Below are 19,062 nucleotides of genomic sequence, written 5' to 3' on the forward strand. Positions count from 1 at the left end.
AATCAGGTAACGTGATGAAACCAGCTTCGAGCAGCGTTTCGAGCGTGACCGTATCAGCGACAACTACCCGGAAATTCACGTCGGAGGTGAACTGAGATGACCACGAGCGTCCTCGTCACCGGCGCGACCGGCAATCAGGGCGGCAGCGTCGTCGAACACCTCCTTGCATCCGACACCGAGTTCGACGTCTACGGACTCACGCGCGATGCGTCGGGCGACCGCGCACAGGAACTGTCCGAGCAGGGCGTCTCGATGGTCGAAGGGGACCTGAACGACAAAGATTCCCTCGCGCCCCACGTCGCCGAAGTCGACGCGGTCTTCGCCGTTACCAACTTCTGGACGGAAGGCTACGAGCAACAGGTCCAGCAGGGTGAGAACATCGCGGAGGTCGCGAGCGAAGAAGGCGTCGACCAGTTCGTCTTCAGCGGCGTCGGCAGCCACGAGAAGGACACCGGCGTACCCCACTTCGACTCGGCCGAGGAGATCGACCAGCACGCACAGGAGCTCAACCTCCCGCTAACCGTCCTCCAGCCCGTGTTCTTCTTCCAGAACTTCGAGGCCTTCGCCGAGGACGTCGTCGAGGACGGCCAGATCGCGCTCCCCCTCGAGGAGGGCGTTTCCCTCCAGATGATCGACGTCGACGACGTGGGCCACGCCGCCGCAGTCGCACTCGAGAATCCCGACGAGTTCGTCGGCGAACACGTCGAACTCGCGGGCGACGAGTTGACGCTCGCCGAGACGGCCGACCTGCTGAGCGAGGTCACCGGCCAGGATGTCGATCCGGTCCACGTCCCCATCGAGGACGCCTACGAGAGCTTCGGCGAGGAGTTCACCGTCATGTGCGAGTGGTTCAACGAGGTCGGTTACAGCGCCGACATCCCCGCGCTCGAAGAGCAGTTCGGCTTCGAGTTCACGGATCTCGAGTCCTCCCTCCGTGCGAACGGCTGGGAGGACAAGGAGGGCATGGCCTCGGTTCCCGGCTGGGTCAAGGCGATGCAGTAGTCACTCGCCGTAAGTACAACGGCCGGACGACACGTTCCGCCGATAGCAGTTTAGTAGTGATGTTGTATCCGGCCGTCTGTCGGCAGTTCTCCGTCGTGTTCGACGAGAAGACCGATGGACATCGTCGTTACTACGTCGTTCGGCGGCGATTCTGGCCGTTCGGGTGTGCACACGTGCAATTCGATCGTCCCTTCGGCGTACTGATCGACTCCGATCACGTGATGAGAGCCCCAATTTCCGTGCAGTGAGCGTTCTACAACCACGCCGTACTGCGTTGCGAAGTCCACCGACTCCATCGCTTCCGGAATAGTCGTCTCCTCGAGGAACTGTTCTACCTCTTGGCGACTCGTGAGGATTTTCACTACTTCCTCCTCGTCCGTCTCTAGAACTCCCCCCTCGAAATCGAACGCGTCGTACTCCAGTGGACCTTCCAGGTTCAGGTCGGGACACTCGCTCGAGGCGCTTTCCTCGGTGAACGAGAGGCTTCCGAGGCACCCGGCGAGGACAATCGAACCGGCGGTACCCACGGAAGCGAGGAACGCGCTTCGTTTCATATCCCACCCACCATATACCGTAATAAATAGCTTTTCCGGACTGATCGCAAATCACGACAAACAGTGTTTAATGGGTCTGGCTACAGCGTCGATATCGATGCACTCGAGGAGGTTTCAAATTCGAGTTTCCGGACTTCGAGTCCTCCCTCCGCGAGAACGGCTGGGAGGACAAGAAGGGCATGGCCTCGGTTCCGTTCGCCAGTCTCCGTTCCCGCAATTCCCCTTCGAAAGAAAGGTTTTAATTGACTGAGTCATTGGTAGGTACAATGACGAATTGGGGCCGCTGGGGTGTTCTCTGCGGAACGGGCGGGTTCCTCGCGAGCGCCGCGGGTTGTCAGGATCTGACAGCCCTCGAGACGGAATCCGTGGAACGGAAGCCGAGTTGCAGCGTCGACTGCGGCGAAAGTGCCGGAAACGAGACGTCTACCGACGGTGACGACCGATGAGCCGGAGTCGGGATCCACTCGAGCGATCGGCTTCGACGAGACGCGGTCTCCTCGCGGCGATCGGGTGTCTTCCGCTGGCTGGCTGTACCGAACTCTGGTCCCGGTCGTCGCCCTCGATCAACGGTGACCGGCTCGCGGCGATCGTCGACGACACCGACGTGCCGACCGTCGACCACGAGTACCCGCTTCCGGTATCGGACGACCACGTCGAAGCGAGCGTCCAGCAGGTCGGCGAATTGATTGAGTCGATCCCACAGCCTATCGACACTGAAACGATTCCGAACGAAGCGGTTCGCGAGCGGATCGAACGGCGGCGAGAACGTGCCTCCGAGGACCTCGAGGCCGCTCCCGACGAACCGACGAGCCGCGACCTCCTCGAGCGGCTTCGAAACGCACACGGGAGCGGCGCGGAGGCTGCGGGTATCTGGGAGGCGGTCGACGACGAGCAAACGCGAGACGATGTCTCCGAGTCGGTTGCCGATCTGCGGACAGCACGACTGGAGTTCGATCAGGAGTGGGAGTATCACGTCGGCGACGATCCGCTCGAGGCGGTCTTTACTTACGCCGACACCAGTCGGCTGACCGACGAGGCATTCGAGGAGATAACGGCAGTCACCGACATCGACGAACCGGTCGAGTCACTGGCCGTCGGCGAGATGGCCGCTCATCGTGAAAAGGGACGTGTAGCCCTCGAGGATGCAGTACACGTGTATTCGCGGTACGTCGACTCGCTCGAGGAAACCGACACCACGGTCATCGCCGAAGCTGCCGAGACGCTCGAAGCGGAACTGTCCGGCGAGTGGTGGATGCTGCAACCGGAGTACGACGCGCACGAACTCGTCGACCGAGATATCGACCCGGATTCGACGTCGGCATCCGTCCTGGCGAACGTGCGCTGGGATTTGCGCGGTGAGAGACGGGGAGCACCCTCGATCGACTTCGAACCGGCGCGGTACGTCCAGTACGCCCACGGCGCACTCCTCGCCCTCGACGGCTTCGAACGAGTTCGAGCCCGGATCGATGGGGGCGATTCGATCGAGATCGACGACGCCGACGACGTGGACGCCTACCGTATCGAGGCAATCGACGGGATCAAATCGCTGCTCGAGGAGGACTCGCGGCCACTCGAGCGACAGACCGCGTTCGATCTGACAGCACGGTTCGATCAACCCGATCGGTCACTTCGATCGGCTGCAGGCGAATCGATCGATTCCGAGTCGGTGACCTATCCGGTAGCCCAGTACTGCTGGTTTGCCGGGATGGCCGAAGCGACACCCGAGGTAGTCGATACCGTTTACGAAGCGCTTGAGGCGTAACGCCCGTCGACACCCAGTGCTACGACCGTGCCCGATCACGCCGTCGCTAACCCTCGCATTCGTTTTCCGCGCGTTCGTCGACCGAAACCGACCGCCAGTATATTGACTGTCGCCCCAAATGCGATAGACGATGACAACCGACACAGTCAGCCGATTCGAACGCGAACTCGAGGACCTCGAGGTCGGTCTCGAGCGCGCGTCGGCGGCCGACGCGAGCGAGCGGATCGCATCGGTGGTAGAACCACCCGCGGTCGGAACGCCACTTCTGTTCGACGGCGTCTCGCAGCCGGATTCGGTGACGACGGAACCGACCAACGGCGACGTCGCGACGGCGCGGACGGGCGTCACCCCCGCGACGTTCGCGATCGCCGAGTACGGGAGTCTCGCGATCGAGTCGCGGCCCGCGGGCGACGAACCGATCAGCGTCTACCCCGACCGACACGTCGCCGTCGTCGCTGCGAGCGACGTCCTCCCGGATCTCGAGGCCGGATTCGATCGGCTCGAAACGCAGTTCGCCGATCGCAACAGCGTCGTCTTCGCGACCGGTCGGAGCGCGACGGCTGACATGGGCGACCTCGTCCACGGCGTCCACGGCCCCGGAGAAGTCAACGTGATCGTCCTGGAGGATCGGTGAGCACGATGGCGGAGCGCACCCATCCACCCGAGACGCGGTCCGAGACTGCCGCGCGGCTTCGTCACCTCCTCGAGACCGAAGGCGAGGCAGTTCACGCACACGTAAGCGTGTCGAACCTCCGTCGCGAACAGGCCTACGAGGCGACTGACGACATCGAGGCCCTCCGAACTGAGGCGCGGGCCATCAAGGAAGACGCCATCGATCGCCTGCCCGAGTTGCTCGAGACGGTCCGCGAGGCGGTCGAAGAAAACGGCGGGACCGTCTACGTGGCCGACGATGCCGCGGACGCGAATCGGTACATTTCCGAGGTGGTCGACGGAAAGGCACCGCCGGACGCAGACCCCTCGGTCGTCAAATCCAAATCGATGACCACCGAGGAGATCGATCTCAACGACGCCTTGGAGCGCGAGGACATCGACGTCTACGAAACCGATCTCGGCGAGTGGGTGCTACAGGTGGCCGACGACACGCCCTCTCACATCGTCGGACCGGCGATGCATCTCACTCGAGAGGAGATCGCCGACCTGTTCAACGAGCGGTTCGATCCCGACGAGCCGTTCGAGACGGCCGAGGAGCTCACCCGGTTCGCTCGCGATCACCTCGGCGAGCGCATCCGCGAGGCGGACGTGGGGATCACGGGCGCGAACTTTATTGCCGCGGAGAGCGGGACGATGACCCTCATCACGAACGAGGGCAACGCCCGGAAGTGCGCCGTCACGCCGGACACGCACGTCGCGGTCGCGGGCGTCGAGAAGCTGATCCCGTCGGCTCGCGACCTCGAGCCGTTCGTCGACATCATCGCCAAGAGCGCGACCGGCCAGCCCATCTCTCAGTACGTGACGATGCTGACGCCGCCGACCGACTCGCCCACGCTCGATTTCGACGAGCCTGACGAGCCGCTCGCGAACGCCGGCCCTGATCATGAGTCTGTCGACTCGAGCGCCACGGGCGATGGTCCCGAAAGCGACCGCGAGTTCCACCTCGTCCTGCTCGACAACGGGCGGCTGGACATGCGCGAGGACGACCAGCTTCGGGAAACGCTGTACTGCATCCGCTGTGGCGCTTGTTCGAACTCGTGTGCGAACTTCCAGGCCGTCGGCGGCCACGGCTTCGGCGGCGAGACCTACTCCGGCGGGATCGCGACCGGCTGGGAGGCCGGCGTCCACGGCCAGGACTCTGCAGCCGAGTTCAACGACCTCTGTACGGGCTGTACGCGCTGCGTCGACGCCTGCCCGGTGAAGATCGACATTCCGTGGATCAACACCGTCGTCCGAGACCGGGTTAACCGCGACGCAGAGCCCGAGGCCTACGACTTCCTCGTTGATGGGTTGACTCCGGACGCCGAAGCGGGCGGGCTCGACCTCGGAAAGCGATTCTTCGGCAACGTCGGGACGGCCGCGAAACTCGGCTCCGCGACGGCTCCCGTCTCGAACTGGCTCGCCGAAACGGGTCCGGTCCGCACGCTGCTCGAGCGAACCCTCGGAATCGACCGCCGTCGCGAGCTGCCGACCTTCCAGCGGGAGTCCCTCGTCGACTGGTTCGAGACGCGAGGGGGCGCGGACGCCTCGAGGAAGCGAGCGGAACGAGCCGCAGTTCGCGGCGACGGGAGCGATATCGACCGCGAGGTCGTCCTCTACCCCGACGTCTACACGAACTACGTCGACACCGACCGCGGAAAGGCCGCCGTCAGGACACTCGAGACTCTCGGCATCCCGGTCAGCGTCCCAGACCTTCCCGAGAGCGGGCGCGCGCCGCTGTCACAGGGGATGGTCGCGACGGCGGACCGACAGGCCAGTCGACTCTACGGCGCCGTCGCCGAGGACCTCGACGCCGGCCGCGACCTCGTCGTCGTCGAACCCTCCGATCTGGCGGCGTTCCAGCGAGAGTACGAGCGACTCCTGCCCGAGCGGTCGTTCGAGCGGATTCGGGACAACAGCTACGAGATCTGCGAGTACGTCTACGGATTGGTCGAGAACGGCGCCGACGCGGAGCTTCTGTCAACCGGGAGCGACGCGGGAGACGATCACGCGGACGGCGACCGCGGCGAACCGATCGCCTACCACTCCCATTGTCAACAGCGCACCCTCGGCCTCGAGGCCCCGACGACGGCCCTGCTCGAGCGCTGTGGCTACGCCCCCCAGACCTCGAGCGTCGAGTGCTGCGGGATGGCCGGCTCCTTCGGCTACAAGCGGGAGTACTACGAGGTGAGTATGGACGTCGGCGACCGGCTGGCTCGGGAGTTCGAGGGGGCGGAGACGGTCGTCGCTTCGGGGACGTCCTGTGGCGACCAACTCGAGACCTTGCTCGAACGTACCGTTCCGCATCCGATCGAGATTCTGGCACCCGACCGCTGAGACGCCGGCCGCTGAAAACGGTGTCTCGCGTCGGTGTCCGCGCTCACCCCGCGTTGCGAGTGCAGGGTCGCTACGATCGAGCCGTCTCGAGTTCCCTGGCCCGACGTCGGAGCTGCGTAAGCACCGACGGTCGACCACGACACTCGAGTCGTACCTCGGCTCCCTCGTAGTCGACTGTCTCCACGGACGTCCGATCGTAGGCCCGCGAGACGAGCGCCATCGCCTCGTCGCAGTTGGGCATTCGTATCGTCGCGGATTCCTCGGGGAGCCGATCCCGAATCGCCGTCCGAAGCGCTTCGAGGTTCGTCCCTTCGAGCACGCTCACCGGAATCGGCTCCGGTGTCGATGGGGACAGCGATTCCGAGGCAATCTCGAGCCGGCACTCTCGCTCGTTCGCCGAGAGCTGATCGACCTTGTTCAACACGGGGACGATCCGCTCGTCCGCAATGTTCTGCGCGGAGAGCACCTCGTCGGACACCTCGAGCCGTCGGCGAAACCGCTCGAGCGGATCGCTCGCGTCGGCGACGAGAACGACAACGTCCGCCGTCGCGGCCTCCGAAAGCGTCGAACTGAACGACTCGACGAGGTCGTGGGGCAGGTCGTCGACGAAGCCGACCGTATCCGTCGCGAGCACGGGTCGACCGCTGATTGTCGCCCGCCGAGTCGTCGTCTCGAGCGTCTTGAACAACCGATTTTCGATCGCTGCGGTGGCGTTCTTGTCCGAGCTATCCGGGTTCGAATCGTCGTCGGTCCGCGATTGCTCGAGCGAGAGGTCGTCGGCGAGCCGATGCAGCAGGGTCGATTTGCCGGCGTTCGTGTAGCCCGCGATCGTGACGAGATCGAACCCTTCATCGCGGCGGCGTTCGCGGAACTGTTCGGCCGGGTTCGGGAGGTCGGCGAGTTTGCCTTCGAGACGGTCGATCCGGTCGCGAACGTCGTAGACGGGCGACCCCTTCTCGGTTTGTTTGTTCAGTGCGCCTTCGTCCGCGGACTCGATGATCCGTGGCAGGTCGTATCTGAGCTGTGCCAGTTCGACCTGCAGTTGTGCGCGTCGCGTGCCGGCCTGCTCCTCAAAAATATCGAGTACGAGCCGATATCTGTCGATGACGACCGTTTCGTCGGGCAACAGTGACTCGAGGGTGTGGTGCTGACTCGGCGTCAGTTCGCCGTCGACGACCACACACTGGGCGTCGTGGCTGGCGACGGTTTCGGCGAGTTCGTCGACTTTGCCACGCCCGAGGTACGTTCCGGAATCCGCCGGGCCGGTCTGGGTTAGTTCGGCGACGACCTCGTCGCCGGCGGCACGGGTGAGGGCCCGTATCTCGCGGGTCTCTACGGGGGTGGTTGTCGATCGGTTCGCGACGACTGTACGACGTCCTGTGCTGCGATTTCGTGACATAGTGGTGGTGTTGTGTTCATCACTGTTTGCGATCGGTGCCGAGCCCCGCCGCTACGGGGTCAGGGGTCATCAGAACGAATACGAACCGGCTGCTCACGCGCGTCGCAACTCGTCGATTCCGTCGGCGACACGTCGGTCAAGCGGACCCGGCTCAGTGGGAAGAACAGGTCTCCATCGGCCTACATCGAACATACTCCGTCAGCTACAAATTAGTTGTGGCTGGCATCACGGTGAGCGTGAGGACAGCTACCCGACGACGTGATCCCTGGTGTAGCAACTCTCGTTCGAATCGGTGACGGCCCCGCAAAAACTGCAGCCGAGAGCGTTACTCGCCGAACAGTTCGTCGACCGCCTCACGCGCGGTGAGCGCGGCGTCGTCCGCCACCTGTTCGGCGTCGGGTCCGTCCTCGGTCTCGGGTGCGTTCAGATAGACGTCGACCTCGAGGACGCCCTCCTCGAAGGTGACGGTGACGTCGAGGTCGCGCACCGCGGACTGCTTGTACTGCGAGAAGACGTAGCCTTCCGCAGCGTCGGAGGCCGTCTGGACGACCTCGTCGTCAGTCGGCTCGCCGGTCGACATTTATGCGCCGCCTGCGCCCGGACCGCCTGGGCCTGCTGGGCCGCCCATGCCGCCGCCCGCGCCGCCGAGGAGCTCCTCGAGTTCGTCCTGAAGGCTCTCGAACTGCTCCTGGACTCGGTCTTCCTGCTTCTCGAGGGTCTCGAGGCGGATCTCGAGGGAGTCGACCTTGTCCTGCAGGTCTTCCTCGGCCGCGTCGTACTCGGTCTCGACGAGGAGTTCGCCGACCTTTCGGTACATGCCGGTTTCCTCGTCGATGTTCTCGAGTTCGTCGAGGGCGTTCTCGGCCTCGGAAAGGCTCGATTCGGCCTCCTGTTTCTGCATGGCGACGGTCTGGGCCGTCTCCTGAAGGTCCTGCAGTTGTTCGATTTTCTCCTGTGCTTCCGGTGGGAGATTGCCTTGCATATCTCGACCGTCGCCCTCCGCACTGATAAAGCCAAGCTTTGTCGTCGGCGAGCGGGTCCGACGGCGAGAATCAATAGACGAAAGCCGGCTACTGCTACGACTCGAGTACCGAATCGCCGAGTTCGGCCGTTCGTTCGGCGACGTCGACCAGCGTGAACCAGGTGTTGAGCGCGGCTCGGAGGGCGATCACGTCCGCGGCCACGACGTCGACTCGAACGGTCGCGCCGTCGCGCTCGATCGTCGTACGCGAGCGGTCGTCGTCGATCTCGCCGATCTCGCGGGCGACGCTCTCGGCAACGAGCGCGGCGCGAGACGCGGTCTCGTAGTCGAACTCGAGAGTCGCATCGTGAGAAGACACGCGCGGTCGTTAGTTGACGCCGACTTCCTTGACGTCGCGGCTGCGCTCTTTCAGGAGCACGCGGTGGCCGCAGTACGGACAGCGGACGCCACCGTACTCGTCGATCTGGACGTCGCGTTTACAGCGGGAGCACTTGTAACTCATACAGGGTAATGGGATTATTCGCCGTCTTCGGCGAGTGCAGCGCGGATCGAGCGCTTGACGGTTCGGCCGGCAGGGGTCTCGGGACGGTAGGCACCGCCGGTGAAAACCTCACCGGTCTCTTCGTTCTTCCAGATACCGGTTCCGACGCGCTTGACGTCGTCGCCGTCGACCTGGGCGCTGTTCATGTCGTCTTCGATCTCGCTGACGCGACGTCGGGCGACGCGACCGTAGCGCGCGCCGAAGCGGCCTGCACTCCCGACATCTCCTTTATCAGACATGGTGGTAGCTATCGTCAGCGGATTCTTAAACCTGTTGAGTTACGCCGATCCGTTCTCCGCCTGTTCGGCGACCGGACCGGTGAGCAACTCCCGAAAGACCAGCGCGAGCGCCGCGAGGTAGCCGACGGGCGCTAATGGTGCGGCGAGGAGCCCCGTTCCGGCACCCGTCACCGCGATGACCGTACGGAGGGCGAGTCCACTCATGGCGAGCAGCGGAATCGCAGCCAGGACGGCGTCGGGTCGTTCGAGCATGGCTAATTATATCTCATTACTCCCGGTCGGAAAAGGGCCTGACAACCAGCAGCCAGTGTCACTTCCACGAGGTCGTGACAGTTCTTGTACGACAGTAGTCGACGGACGGCTACTGGAACTCCGCGTTGGACAGCACGTCGTTCAGATCCTCACGGATCCGTTCGCCCATCTCTCGGTCTCGAGCCGTCGTCACGACTCGGTTTTCCTGTACGCTCGAGCCGTCTCGGAGGAGCATGCGAACGTTACCGCCGTCGTCGGCGCGGGTGACTTTCGCCCGCAATCCCGACTGGGAGCCCTTCCCGCCAGCGTCGATGGGTCCCGGGATGACCTTCTTGACGTGGGGGTGATCCGCGACGGTGTGGATCGCCCGCATGCCCGTACGGCCGCCGATGAGCGTGGTGTGACTGCCCCCGATCTTGTCGGCTGGCGGCGTCTCGACGACGTCGAGTGCGGGTTTGCCGCGACGTTCGAGGACCGCCTCGACGGGGTCGTCGTCCGCGACGCGGTAGAACGGGTGGTGGATATCCTCGCGGACGGCCTGAATCACCGCCCGTTCGCCGCCGGCGTAGACCTCCTCGGGGCGCTTGCGGCGGATTTCGTCGCCGATCAGCCCCGCGAAATTTCGTAGCTCGACGACCTCGTTTTCGCCCTCCTCGGGCGTCGTCGTAATCGTCGTCTCACCCAGTACCGGATCGGAAGGTTCGCTCGCCGACTCCGTGTCCTCGTCGCCGTCGTCTGCAAGCATCGTCAGTGTCGTCCGTTCTCGCCCCGCCTCGAGAACGATCGCCGCGGTATTTTGCTCCCGGCAGACTAGACAGAAATCGCCGGGTTTCTCGAGCGGCGAGGCGCAGTGGCGACACTCCATAGCCGTGGTTCGAGGGACGCGTGTAAAATGACGGTGTTTTCGATCGCGTCGCTCGGGAACACCGGGCGCTACAGCAACTTCTCGAGGATCGTCCGAACCTCCGGCGTCTCCACGATGTCGTAGGGAACCCGCATCGGGGAGATCGAGACCTCTCCCTCGAGTACAGCGTGGCGGTCCGTATCATCGGGATCGGGGATGTCCCGATTGGCCATCTGCTGCCAGAGGCGGTTGGTCAACTGGAAGCCGCCGTCCTCGACGGTGGCGTCCATCTCGTAGACCTCGGTCGGTCGAGTGAGCGCGAAGCCGTCGGACGCCACGTCGGGCCGTGGGACGTTGACGTTCAGGTAGTCCACGCGGTCGAACAGCCCCGTGCCGGGCGCGCCGCTCGCGAGTTTCGCCGCGATCTCGCCCGCGCGTTCGAAGTCCGCGGGCTCGAGGTCGCGCTCGATGCCCAGCGTGTCCATCGAGATCGCGATCGAGGGCGTCCCGAGAAAGGCAGCCTCCATCGCGGCGCTGACGGTCCCCGAGCGCGAGAAGACGTAGGCCCCGAGGTTCGCCCCCTTGTTGCAGCCCGAAACGACGATATCGGGTTCGGGGTCGAGCGCGTTGACGCCGACGATGGCGCAGTCACAGGGCGTCCCGCGGACGGCGTAGCCGAGTTCGTGGTCGGCGTGGGGAACCGGCGAGGTGAACAGCCCATCGGCCATGCTCGTCGTCAGCTCCGGATCGTCGGCGTCCGTCGCCGTCCGTCCGTACGACAGCGACCGACCGACGGCGCTCTGGTTGCGGTCGGGTGCGATGACGGTGACCGAGCCGACCTCGGAGAGCGCGTCGTACAGGGCTCTGATACCCGGCGCGTCAATCCCGTCGTCGTTCGTCAGGAGAATTTCCGGTCCGTCGTCCTGGTCCATACCCTAACTTCGGATTCGGGCTGGATACGAGTACCTATTCGGCGCGCTCCGCCGCGTCGGCGTCGGCTCGCGGTCCCCAGCGTCGTATCAGCTCGCGGTTCCCATCGCGTCCGCCAACTTCGTCCCGCAGGAGCGACAGTATCGCGAGCCTTCGGCGACGACCGCGTCACACTCCGGACAGGGCATCGTGTCTCCAGCACCCGCTGCCCGATCCATTCGAGCCTCGAGATCCTCGCCGCAGGAACGACAGTACGCCGCGTCGACCGAGACGTCCGCCCCGCAGGACGGACAACCCGTCGTCTCCTCCCAGAGAACCTGTCGCCTCGAGTTCGAGACGTAGTTGTACGCTCCCCAGAGGACGTTGCCGATCCCCATCGTCCACCAGACGGTCAGTATCGCGACGAGGATGTGCGAGCCGACCGAACCGAACTCCCGATCGACCATCACGACGCGGTCGCGGTCCTCGTCCTCGATCTTCCAGCCCTGGGCGACGAGGTCGTCGATCTGGCGTTGCAGCCGAGTGCTTCTCATGGGAGATGCGAGGACTCGAGCGAACAAAAGCCTATCAGCGCGGACGACGCAGCACGAAAACGGTGTGGCGGTCCACGTCCGGACACCCGAGAGGATCGATAGGGCCGTTTATTTGGTTGCGGCGGATCCTCAGCATTCGTGATAGAACCGACACAATCCGTACTGGCCGGGCTACTGGTCGCACAGACGTATCCGGGAATCGGCATCGAAATCGACGCGACCGACGGCCTCCTCGGCGGCGCCGTCAGCGCTTTCCTGACGACGCTGATCGTCGGTGCGATCATGATCGCAGTCGCGCCCGCGTTCACCGAGCGCATGATGGCCGACGCGCTTGAGAACCCCGTCGGCTCGTTCGTCTACGGCATCCTCTCTATCGTGGGAATCGTTATGCTGGCGTTCCTTCTGTTCATCACGCTCGTCGGAATCCTCGTTGCCATCCCGCTATTGCTCGTCGCGTACCTGCTGTGGGCGATCGGAACGGTCGTTGGCTACCTCGCCATCGCCGACCGGCTGGTCGGACACGAGGACGGCTGGCTGAAGCCGGTACTCGTTGCGGCTGGGTTCAACGGCGCGCTCGCGCTCACCGGGATCGGCGGTCTCGTCTCGCTCTGTGTCGGCGCCGTCGGCTTCGGTGCGGTGCTCCGCGACGTTCTCGACTGAGTCGCTATCTTTGCAATTCAGCGCTCGACTCAGGCTCGAGTCTACCACGGCAGATATTCCAGACATCGATCTAGCAACGACGGCGACTCGTGACGGACTCGGAGCGTGGTTCCCTCGGTCTCGTAGGTCAGTTCGGTCGCGGGAAGCCGTTCGCCGTCGGGTAACTCGACGTATTGATCGCCCGCCGGAACCGTCCCGCCGCTGCTCGCGCCGAACAACGTCCGCGGCCGGCCCGTCGGTGCCGAGACGGGACCGTCGTACTCCAGAATGTACACCGGAACCCCGTCGTCAGTCGTCTTCTCCCAGTCGATTAGCTCGGTGTCCTCGTCCGTTCCGATCATCTGTCTCTCGGCGATCCATGTATGGCCCACGGTGTCTCGTAGCGCGGTTTTACCTCCCGAGTGACTATTCGCGGTATTGGCATGAATCTACTGTTCAGTGTGATCTGAATCGATCCGACGGCCGTCGACCTCAGCCGAGATCAACGGGATCGACCTTCAGATACTCCCGAAGGACGACCGTGGCGTACGACCCCTTCGGGAGGGCAAAGGAGAGCGTGAGCGGGTCGGTCTCGACCTCGAGATCGGTCCGAACCAGCATCGCTCGCCGGGTGCCAGTTGAGTGGAACTCGCCAGGGAGGTCGAAGTCTTCGGGCGCGAGACCGAGGTCGTCGAGCACCGCCCGTTCGATCTCGCCCTGCTCGCCGTCGGCGAGTTCGGTTTCCGTACCCACCAGCGGAGCGGTGACAAACGCTCGGCCACGCTCGCAGTGGCGCGTCACGGACCGAACGCGACGCTCGTCGACCCGCTGGAGGCGGTCGGTGTCGGGCAACTCGAGCCCCTCCGGCGCGTCGGTGTCCGCGAAGCAGACCACGTCGCCCTCGACGGGTTCGTCGAACGGCAGTCCGCGCTCGAGGCGCTCGGAGAGCATCAGGTTAAAGGCGTACGACTGTGCGGCGTGGACGAACAGCCGCTGGAGGTTCGAGGGGACGCGCTCGAGGGCAGCCCGAAAGTCCTCGGGACCCGGCTCGCCGTCGCAGTCGACGACCCCGTGGAGCATCGAACGTTCGTAGCGCAGGCGATTGGGAAACCGCTCGAGGGCTTCCTGCCAGTCGCGGGTCTCCTGGACGAACGCGCGGGCTTCCTGGGTGGACTCCGGCTCTTCGTCCGTCGGATTGCCGAGGTAGGCCATCACGGCTCCCTCCCAGCTTCCGCGGGCGATCTCGAGGCCCACTTTATGCGTAACTGGGCGACGACTGCCGAAGCGCTGCTGGCCGAAGAAGTTGGGGACCCCGACCGACACTCCAGCAGCGTTGGGAGAGTCGAGGCCGCCGAATTCGTGAAGCTCGTCCGTAATCTCGCTCGCGTTGTCGGGTCGGTCGGGCTCGCTGACCACGAGTTCGAACGCGTTGCCCGCGAGGTCGCCGAACTCGAGGTTGCGGCCCGCTCGTCCGAGTACCTCAATCTCGGCCCCGTCGACGTCCGGCAGGTCTCCGGGATCGGCACCGTAGACCGAAAACAGCTGCGTCGTCACCGCGTACTTGTCTTTCGTCCCGGCCCAGTTGACACGCTCTCGAGACATCTCGAGCGCGTTGGAGAGTCGAGACGCGAAGTCGTTCGTGTCCCAGCCGGACAGCGTCACCCGAAAGACGAGGTGGGGGTAGGCGTCAGTGGGCGCGTCGACCGGTTGTGTCGAGAATCGCTCGAGTTCGCGCACGCGAAAGTGCTCGTCCTCTTCGCGGAGGTGGCCGCCGACGCCGTCGGCGTCGCTGACGTAGTGGTCCATCCCGACGGCCTGCTCTGTGGGGTGTGCCGGACGCATGCTGATTGGCGACGTTTCGGCGGCTGGAGGTAAATCGGTTCGTTCTCGCGACGGCGAGGGCTCGAGCGACGGTCCCCGTCAAGCACTCGCATTCGCCCGACCACTGAGGATTTCTGCTGTCTGTTCGATCCGTCGAGAACACTATCTCGTTTCTACCACGACGAATCATCGTAGCCATCCGCCACGGTGATGGCCGCGGATCGACGCCAACAGGTGAGCGTATGCAGGCTGTTTCGGTTTGTCCGCCGAGTCTGAACAGTAAACCATGACATTCCAGCTGCCGACCACGTGTCCGATCTGTCAGGAGACGCTGGCTCCCGACCGCAGTCTCGACGACCATCTCGTCGGGAGCCACACGCACCGCGAGGTCGTCAGTCACTTCGTTTCGGAGTACGACCTTACCGGCGAGCAGTCCGTCGCTGACTGACCAGTATCCCGTGGAAAACGACGTTCGATCGCGATTGCGCAGGTATCGCGCCCGTTCACTCGAGTCCGCGCTTCCGAAACCAAACTCGCTATTGACAGGTCGATCGAACGGAACGTATGGACGGAAAAGACGTCCGACCGGCGCTCGCGTTGACGGTCGGACTCGCTGTCGGCATCGGTCTCGTTTCGCTCGTGTCGGGGGACGGTCTCAGACCGGGGTTCGTAGTCGGTACGCTGCTCGTTTTCCCCGTCGTACTCGCGCTGTCGGCTATCAACGGCCCGCTCGAGGTGCGGACGGCTCGCGCGGGTGCCGTCGTCCTGTCCGCAGGACTGCTCGGGGCCGCGTGGTGGCTGTACTGACCCCCATGGCCTCGATGTTCGCGATCAGGCGTCGCTGCTGAGATCGGCGTCGACGCGGACCTCCGAGTCCGTGATCGTCTCGATGTTGTCGCTCGGAATCTCGAGGTCGTCCTCGCCGGCATCGCCGCGGCCGAGGCTCTGAATCCACGCGTTCGTGAGCGTCGGTTCGGGATCGACGTAGGCGACCTGTTCGATCGGATCGACTTCGGTGACGATCCCGATCTGTTCGCCTCTGACATCCATCAGAAACTTTCCTTCGTCTTCGGTCGAGAGGACAGACATTGTAGGTGTCTCCTCGGCGACGCCAATTATATGCTTTCTGTTCTGTTACGAAGAAATCACGATCGGCTCTCCGTCCACACAGTGGCGAGCGGAGGGAACGGACGAGAACGGCCCACGGTTCGTGGGCCATCGCTTAGCACGGCGATGAGTCGGCGATCAGTCGTCGAATTGCTCCTCGTAGAGAATTTCGCGCTCGCGGAAGACGACGAAAACGAACTTCGGATCGTCGTCGAGTTCGACCGTCCGGCTGTCCCCCTTCTCGATGGTGCCGTCGTCGTCCCACACCACCGGATCGGCTCGAGCAGGCTGAGCGTACAGTTGAACGTCGGCGGCGGCGAGCTCGTCGCCGCCCTCGTGGGTGACGGTCAGGACTCCGTCCTCGTCGAAGGCGACATCGAAGGCAGCGTCGGGGGCAATAACGTGGTCGCTCACCTCGACCGAGTCGTCCGGAACGGTCCACTCGACGACGAGTTCGGTCCCCATCTCAAACGTACCGAGGTCGATCTCGTCACCGCCTTCGAGTTCGTCGTACTCGTCGGCCGGCTGCACGTCGGTCGCGTCGCCGTCCGCGAGAACGCGGAACGCGTCGGCGCTGCGGGCTACTTCGTCACGGTAGACGGCCACGATCTCTCCCTCCCGAGACTCGAAGGAGAACGCGAATCGCGGTTTCGGTGTGAAGTTGAAGATGTGGTGGCGGTACCGCCCTTCGTCGTCGTTGAGGACGACGTTGATGCGCTCGTCAACATCGACGTCTCCCAGCACGACCGTATCACCCGTGGTCAGCGTATCATGCTCCTCCGCGAACAGTGGCTGTGGTTCGTGAACGCCGGTGGACTCCGGAACCCGACGAACGACACCCAGGCGTTCGGGGTCGGCCTGCTGTTCGCCGGTGTAGGCCAGTTCTACCTCGGCCGAATCGGCGTCGTACGCCGCCTCGAAGCGGTCTGCGGCGGTCACCGTCCGACCAAGCGTGTACTCGCGGTCGGCGTCCTCGACGGACCACGCCAGGGTGACCTCCACGAACGGTTCCGCCTCGACCGTCAGTTCGTCGCCCGGCTCGAACCGATCGTACTCGTCAGCCGGCTGTACATCGGTCATATCGCCGCCGACGCGCAACTCGAGGTCCCCGACGTCCACGGCATCGCCCTCGTTGTGACCGATCGTCACCTCTCCGTCGTCGGCGTCGTACTCCATGTCGACCCGCACGTTCGGGCGCACGATCAGGTCGCCAATCTCCATCGGTTCGTCCGGCTCGGTCCACTCAACGGTGAGCGTCGTGCCAATATCGTAGTCGCCGAGTTCGACTTCGTCGCCGGGATTGAGATTGTCTGTGAGATCTTCGAACTGCGTCTCGGCTTTCTGATCGTTGACCAGCAGACGGAACGCCGCGGCGTCGCGCTCGTGCTCGTCGTGATACTGCGCGACGACGCCGCGCTCCCGATACCGACGGAGGAAAAGCCGCGGCGGACGCACTCGGTGGCTGACCAGTTGGGTCGGCGACCGGCGGGGTTTGTTCGGCACGTCGAGTTGCAACGAGACGCGGTCGTCGACGCCGACGCCATCGACGGTGATCGCGTCGCCCGCGGTCAGCGTGTCGTACTGGTCGGCGAAGCCGTCGAGCGACCCCACATCGACGCCGGAGTACGACTGGAGGATCAGCTTCGACGGGTCGGCCTCACGATCACCGACGTACTCGAGCGCCAGTCGCTCCGCGTCGAACTCGTGATCGACCTCGAACGAGTCCCGTCCGACGAGGTAACTATCGTACGTGTAGAACGCGTTCGCCTCCTCGTCGAACCAGCGGAGGGTGACCGTAGCGAGCGGGTCGGTGGCGACGGTCAGCTCGTCTCCCTCCTCGAAGACGTCGAACGCGTCGGCCGGTCCATCGTCGGAGAGGTTACCGTCGTGCCACAGCTCGAGATCGTCGGTATCGATCGCTTCACCGCCGCGATGGCGGAAGACGACGACCTCCTCGTCGTGATCGACCTCGGCGACGATTTGTGCGTCGGGTGCCGCCTCACGATCGCGTTCCGGCGGCGCCTCGGCGACCACCGTCGTGTGAACGAGGTCGTCCTCGCGGTCGACATCCATCTCGACGACGATGCCGGTCTCGAGTTCGGTGACGATTTCCTCGACGGTCTCGTCATCGAGCTCGCTGCCGTCGGCCGGGAACAGGACGTACCGGTTCTCGGCGGTTTCCTCGATCAGATTCGGATCGCCGGCGAAGCCCGCCGCGAACGCCTCGAGGGTGTCCGAATCGATGCCGGGGAAGCCCATCTCCTCGACGCTCTCTGCGAAGTAGACGAGCGGCTGGTCGGCAAGCAGTTCGAACGCCGTCGCGGCGTCCTCGCGGCCCGCGAGGAACGGCTCGGCGTCGCCGGCGGCGACGTCGACGGTCGCGTTCGTCAGCGCCGCGGCTTCCTCGCCGTGAGCGACCGCTGCGCGGTCGTCGGCGGTTGCGTACGCTCGATCGTTGGCTTCCGCGAGGCGCCAATCGTCCTCCTCGTCGGTCTCCTCGCCCGGGGTCGGCCGATCGAAGGAGCCGGCCGCGACACCGAGCCGTCCGTAGGGATCCATGCTGTGACCCGCGGCGACGTGGGAGACGTCACCGACCTCGAGGTCGTCGAACGATCGAAGTACGTCTCGCACCTCGTAGCCGTACTCGTCCTCGTCGTCAACCTCCGTAACATCGGCGAGGAGCACCATTCGGAAGTCGGCGTCCGCGGTCGACTGCGACGGAACCAGCGCGAGTGCGTTCGAAGCCCCGTCGGGGACATCGATGTCGAGACTCTCGAGTTGCTGTGCGTACGATCCGCCCGTGATGCCGGCGAAGCCGACTGCCGTGACGGCGCTTCCGGCGAGGAAGCCCCGTCTGGAGGGACGTTTCACGGCTAGTACATCTAAGAGTTCCTGTATATATTTTTCTATGACATTCGGGGCCAGAAATAGCGGGAGTGAACTCCCTCACGGATCGACAAGCACCATCGGGGGTCGGTAGCGGGACGGGCCCACGGCTCTACGGCGGGTCAGCGATTATCGCAGCGGAAAACGATCTGCCTCGAGCGATTCGGAGGCTGACTCCTCCGGTGCCCGACTCCCGCTGATCAGGACTCGTCGGTCAGAATAGCGACAGCTCGCCCGTCACGGCATCAACCCGGTCGTCCGCCGCCGGGCCGACGGCCAGCGTGGTGACGGTGCCGGGCTCGAGCTGGGTGTGGCCCGCATCCCGGACGACCGCGTTGGGGATCCCCTCGCTGTCCGCAATGGCCGAGAGTTCGTGCAGTTGGCGTTCGCTCTCGCCCTTGAGGACGACCTTCTTCTGGCCACCCTGTTTCCACTGGCTCCGGAGCTGATCGTCCGCCTTCTCGTAGGCCGACAGCGACGCGTGGGCGACCTGTGCGGCGAGTTTTCCCTGTCCCATGCCGATGTCCGTGCGGGCGACGATGGCCTGTTTCATGGCTCTACTGAGTGTGTCGACCCCTATAGC

24 protein-coding genes are annotated in these 19,062 nt (G+C 64.4%); 8 read left to right on the top strand and 16 right to left on the bottom strand.

The features are described from left to right. Positions 1 to 96: 96 nt before the first annotated feature. Complete coding sequence (locus NATTI_RS0102065; protein WP_006091860.1) at positions 97 to 1,002, top strand: NmrA/HSCARG family protein; 906 nt, start codon at positions 97 to 99, stop codon at positions 1,000 to 1,002. Positions 1,003 to 1,052: 50 nt separating this feature from the next. Here the strand turns inward: NATTI_RS0102065 and NATTI_RS0102070 are convergent, their stop codons facing one another. Further along, the gene (locus tag NATTI_RS0102070; protein ID WP_006091861.1) at positions 1,053 to 1,556 is read right to left on the bottom strand and encodes a hypothetical protein; all 504 of its coding nucleotides are present in this window, start codon (positions 1,554 to 1,556) and stop codon (positions 1,053 to 1,055) included. 266 nt (positions 1,557 to 1,822) lie between these two features. On the opposite strand from NATTI_RS0102070, the gene NATTI_RS0102075 reads away from it, so the two are divergent. The 4 genes from NATTI_RS0102075 (at position 1,823) to NATTI_RS0102090 (ending at position 6,306) form a co-directional block, all read left to right on the top strand. After that, positions 1,823 to 2,002 carry a hypothetical protein gene (locus NATTI_RS0102075; RefSeq protein ID WP_019991563.1) on the top strand — a complete coding sequence of 60 codons (180 nt, stop codon included), beginning with the start codon at positions 1,823 to 1,825 and terminating at the stop codon, positions 2,000 to 2,002. Beyond that, positions 1,999 to 3,318: a hypothetical protein gene (locus tag NATTI_RS0102080; protein ID WP_006091862.1), complete on the top strand. Its 1,320-nt coding sequence runs from the start codon at positions 1,999 to 2,001 to the stop codon at positions 3,316 to 3,318. Before NATTI_RS0102075 ends, NATTI_RS0102080 begins: the two co-directional genes overlap by 4 nt. A 130-nt stretch (positions 3,319 to 3,448) precedes the next feature. After that, the gene (locus NATTI_RS0102085) at positions 3,449 to 3,952 is read left to right on the top strand and encodes an LUD domain-containing protein (protein WP_006091863.1); all 504 of its coding nucleotides are present in this window, start codon (positions 3,449 to 3,451) and stop codon (positions 3,950 to 3,952) included. Between the two features lie 5 nt (positions 3,953 to 3,957). After that, positions 3,958 to 6,306: an LUD domain-containing protein gene (locus NATTI_RS0102090; RefSeq protein WP_019991564.1), complete on the top strand. Its 2,349-nt coding sequence runs from the start codon at positions 3,958 to 3,960 to the stop codon at positions 6,304 to 6,306. 70 nt (positions 6,307 to 6,376) lie between these two features. Here the strand turns inward: NATTI_RS0102090 and hflX are convergent, their stop codons facing one another. The 10 genes from hflX to NATTI_RS0102140 form a co-directional block, all read right to left on the bottom strand. Beyond that, positions 6,377 to 7,705, bottom strand: a complete 1,329-nt coding sequence (gene hflX, locus NATTI_RS0102095; protein WP_006091864.1) for a GTPase HflX — start codon at positions 7,703 to 7,705, stop codon at positions 6,377 to 6,379. Positions 7,706 to 8,030: 325 nt separating this feature from the next. Beyond that, positions 8,031 to 8,285, bottom strand: a complete 255-nt coding sequence (locus NATTI_RS0102100; protein ID WP_006091865.1) for a DUF3194 domain-containing protein — start codon at positions 8,283 to 8,285, stop codon at positions 8,031 to 8,033. Further along, entirely contained in the window at positions 8,286 to 8,687 is a 402-nt protein-coding gene (locus tag NATTI_RS0102105; protein WP_006091866.1) for a prefoldin subunit beta, read from the bottom strand. Positions 8,688 to 8,781: 94 nt separating this feature from the next. Next, positions 8,782 to 9,045 (bottom strand): KEOPS complex subunit Pcc1, encoded by a 264-nt coding sequence (locus NATTI_RS0102110; protein ID WP_006091867.1) that lies wholly within the window; start codon positions 9,043 to 9,045, stop codon positions 8,782 to 8,784. 9 nt (positions 9,046 to 9,054) lie between these two features. Further along, positions 9,055 to 9,189: a DNA-directed RNA polymerase subunit P gene (locus NATTI_RS0102115; RefSeq protein WP_006091868.1), complete on the bottom strand. Its 135-nt coding sequence runs from the start codon at positions 9,187 to 9,189 to the stop codon at positions 9,055 to 9,057. A gap of 14 nt (positions 9,190 to 9,203) precedes the next feature. Beyond that, a complete protein-coding gene (locus NATTI_RS0102120) occupies positions 9,204 to 9,467 on the bottom strand; it encodes a 50S ribosomal protein L37ae (RefSeq protein ID WP_006091869.1) in 264 nt (87 codons plus the stop codon). 39 nt (positions 9,468 to 9,506) lie between these two features. Beyond that, positions 9,507 to 9,719: a hypothetical protein gene (locus NATTI_RS0102125; RefSeq protein ID WP_006091870.1), complete on the bottom strand. Its 213-nt coding sequence runs from the start codon at positions 9,717 to 9,719 to the stop codon at positions 9,507 to 9,509. Positions 9,720 to 9,828: 109 nt separating this feature from the next. Then, a complete protein-coding gene (locus NATTI_RS0102130) occupies positions 9,829 to 10,584 on the bottom strand; it encodes a DUF2103 domain-containing protein (protein WP_006091871.1) in 756 nt (251 codons plus the stop codon). Positions 10,585 to 10,652: 68 nt separating this feature from the next. Continuing rightward, entirely contained in the window at positions 10,653 to 11,495 is an 843-nt protein-coding gene (gene surE, locus NATTI_RS0102135) for a 5'/3'-nucleotidase SurE (RefSeq protein ID WP_006091872.1), read from the bottom strand. Positions 11,496 to 11,582: 87 nt separating this feature from the next. Then, positions 11,583 to 12,026: a zinc ribbon domain-containing protein gene (locus tag NATTI_RS0102140; protein WP_006091873.1), complete on the bottom strand. Its 444-nt coding sequence runs from the start codon at positions 12,024 to 12,026 to the stop codon at positions 11,583 to 11,585. A 138-nt stretch (positions 12,027 to 12,164) separates the two neighbouring features. Here NATTI_RS0102140 and NATTI_RS0102145 point away from each other — a divergent pair, with 138 nt between their 5' ends. Continuing rightward, the gene (locus NATTI_RS0102145) at positions 12,165 to 12,686 is read left to right on the top strand and encodes a hypothetical protein (protein WP_006091874.1); all 522 of its coding nucleotides are present in this window, start codon (positions 12,165 to 12,167) and stop codon (positions 12,684 to 12,686) included. A 41-nt stretch (positions 12,687 to 12,727) separates the two neighbouring features. On the opposite strand, the gene NATTI_RS0102150 is transcribed toward NATTI_RS0102145, so the two are convergent. Together NATTI_RS0102150 and truD are read right to left on the bottom strand one after the other, a co-directional pair. Then, entirely contained in the window at positions 12,728 to 13,027 is a 300-nt protein-coding gene (locus tag NATTI_RS0102150; protein ID WP_006091875.1) for a hypothetical protein, read from the bottom strand. A gap of 130 nt (positions 13,028 to 13,157) precedes the next feature. Then, positions 13,158 to 14,507, bottom strand: a complete 1,350-nt coding sequence (truD, locus tag NATTI_RS0102155) for a tRNA pseudouridine(13) synthase TruD (protein WP_006091876.1) — start codon at positions 14,505 to 14,507, stop codon at positions 13,158 to 13,160. A 265-nt stretch (positions 14,508 to 14,772) separates the two neighbouring features. Between truD and NATTI_RS26385 the strand changes: the two genes are divergently transcribed. Both NATTI_RS26385 and NATTI_RS0102165 read left to right on the top strand, forming a co-directional pair. After that, a complete protein-coding gene (locus NATTI_RS26385; protein ID WP_006091877.1) occupies positions 14,773 to 14,934 on the top strand; it encodes a hypothetical protein in 162 nt (53 codons plus the stop codon). 116 nt (positions 14,935 to 15,050) lie between these two features. Further along, on the top strand, positions 15,051 to 15,293 hold the full coding sequence (locus NATTI_RS0102165) for a hypothetical protein (protein ID WP_006091878.1): 243 nt from the start codon (positions 15,051 to 15,053) through the stop codon (positions 15,291 to 15,293). 24 nt (positions 15,294 to 15,317) lie between these two features. On the opposite strand, the gene NATTI_RS0102170 is transcribed toward NATTI_RS0102165, so the two are convergent. The 3 genes from NATTI_RS0102170 to pth2 all read right to left on the bottom strand — a co-directional run bounded on the left by NATTI_RS0102170 (position 15,318) and on the right by pth2 (position 19,032). Beyond that, positions 15,318 to 15,575, bottom strand: coding sequence for a hypothetical protein (locus tag NATTI_RS0102170; protein ID WP_006091879.1), 258 nt, complete (start codon positions 15,573 to 15,575; stop codon positions 15,318 to 15,320). Positions 15,576 to 15,731: 156 nt separating this feature from the next. Continuing rightward, a complete protein-coding gene (locus tag NATTI_RS0102175; RefSeq protein ID WP_006091880.1) occupies positions 15,732 to 18,464 on the bottom strand; it encodes a hypothetical protein in 2,733 nt (910 codons plus the stop codon). Positions 18,465 to 18,693: 229 nt separating this feature from the next. Then, positions 18,694 to 19,032, bottom strand: coding sequence for a peptidyl-tRNA hydrolase Pth2 (gene pth2 / locus NATTI_RS0102180; RefSeq protein WP_006091881.1), 339 nt, complete (start codon positions 19,030 to 19,032; stop codon positions 18,694 to 18,696). Between the last annotated feature and the right edge of the window lie 30 nt (positions 19,033 to 19,062).

Source organism: Natronorubrum tibetense GA33, assembly GCF_000383975.1.
GTDB classification, from domain to species: domain Archaea; phylum Halobacteriota; class Halobacteria; order Halobacteriales; family Natrialbaceae; genus Natronorubrum; species Natronorubrum tibetense.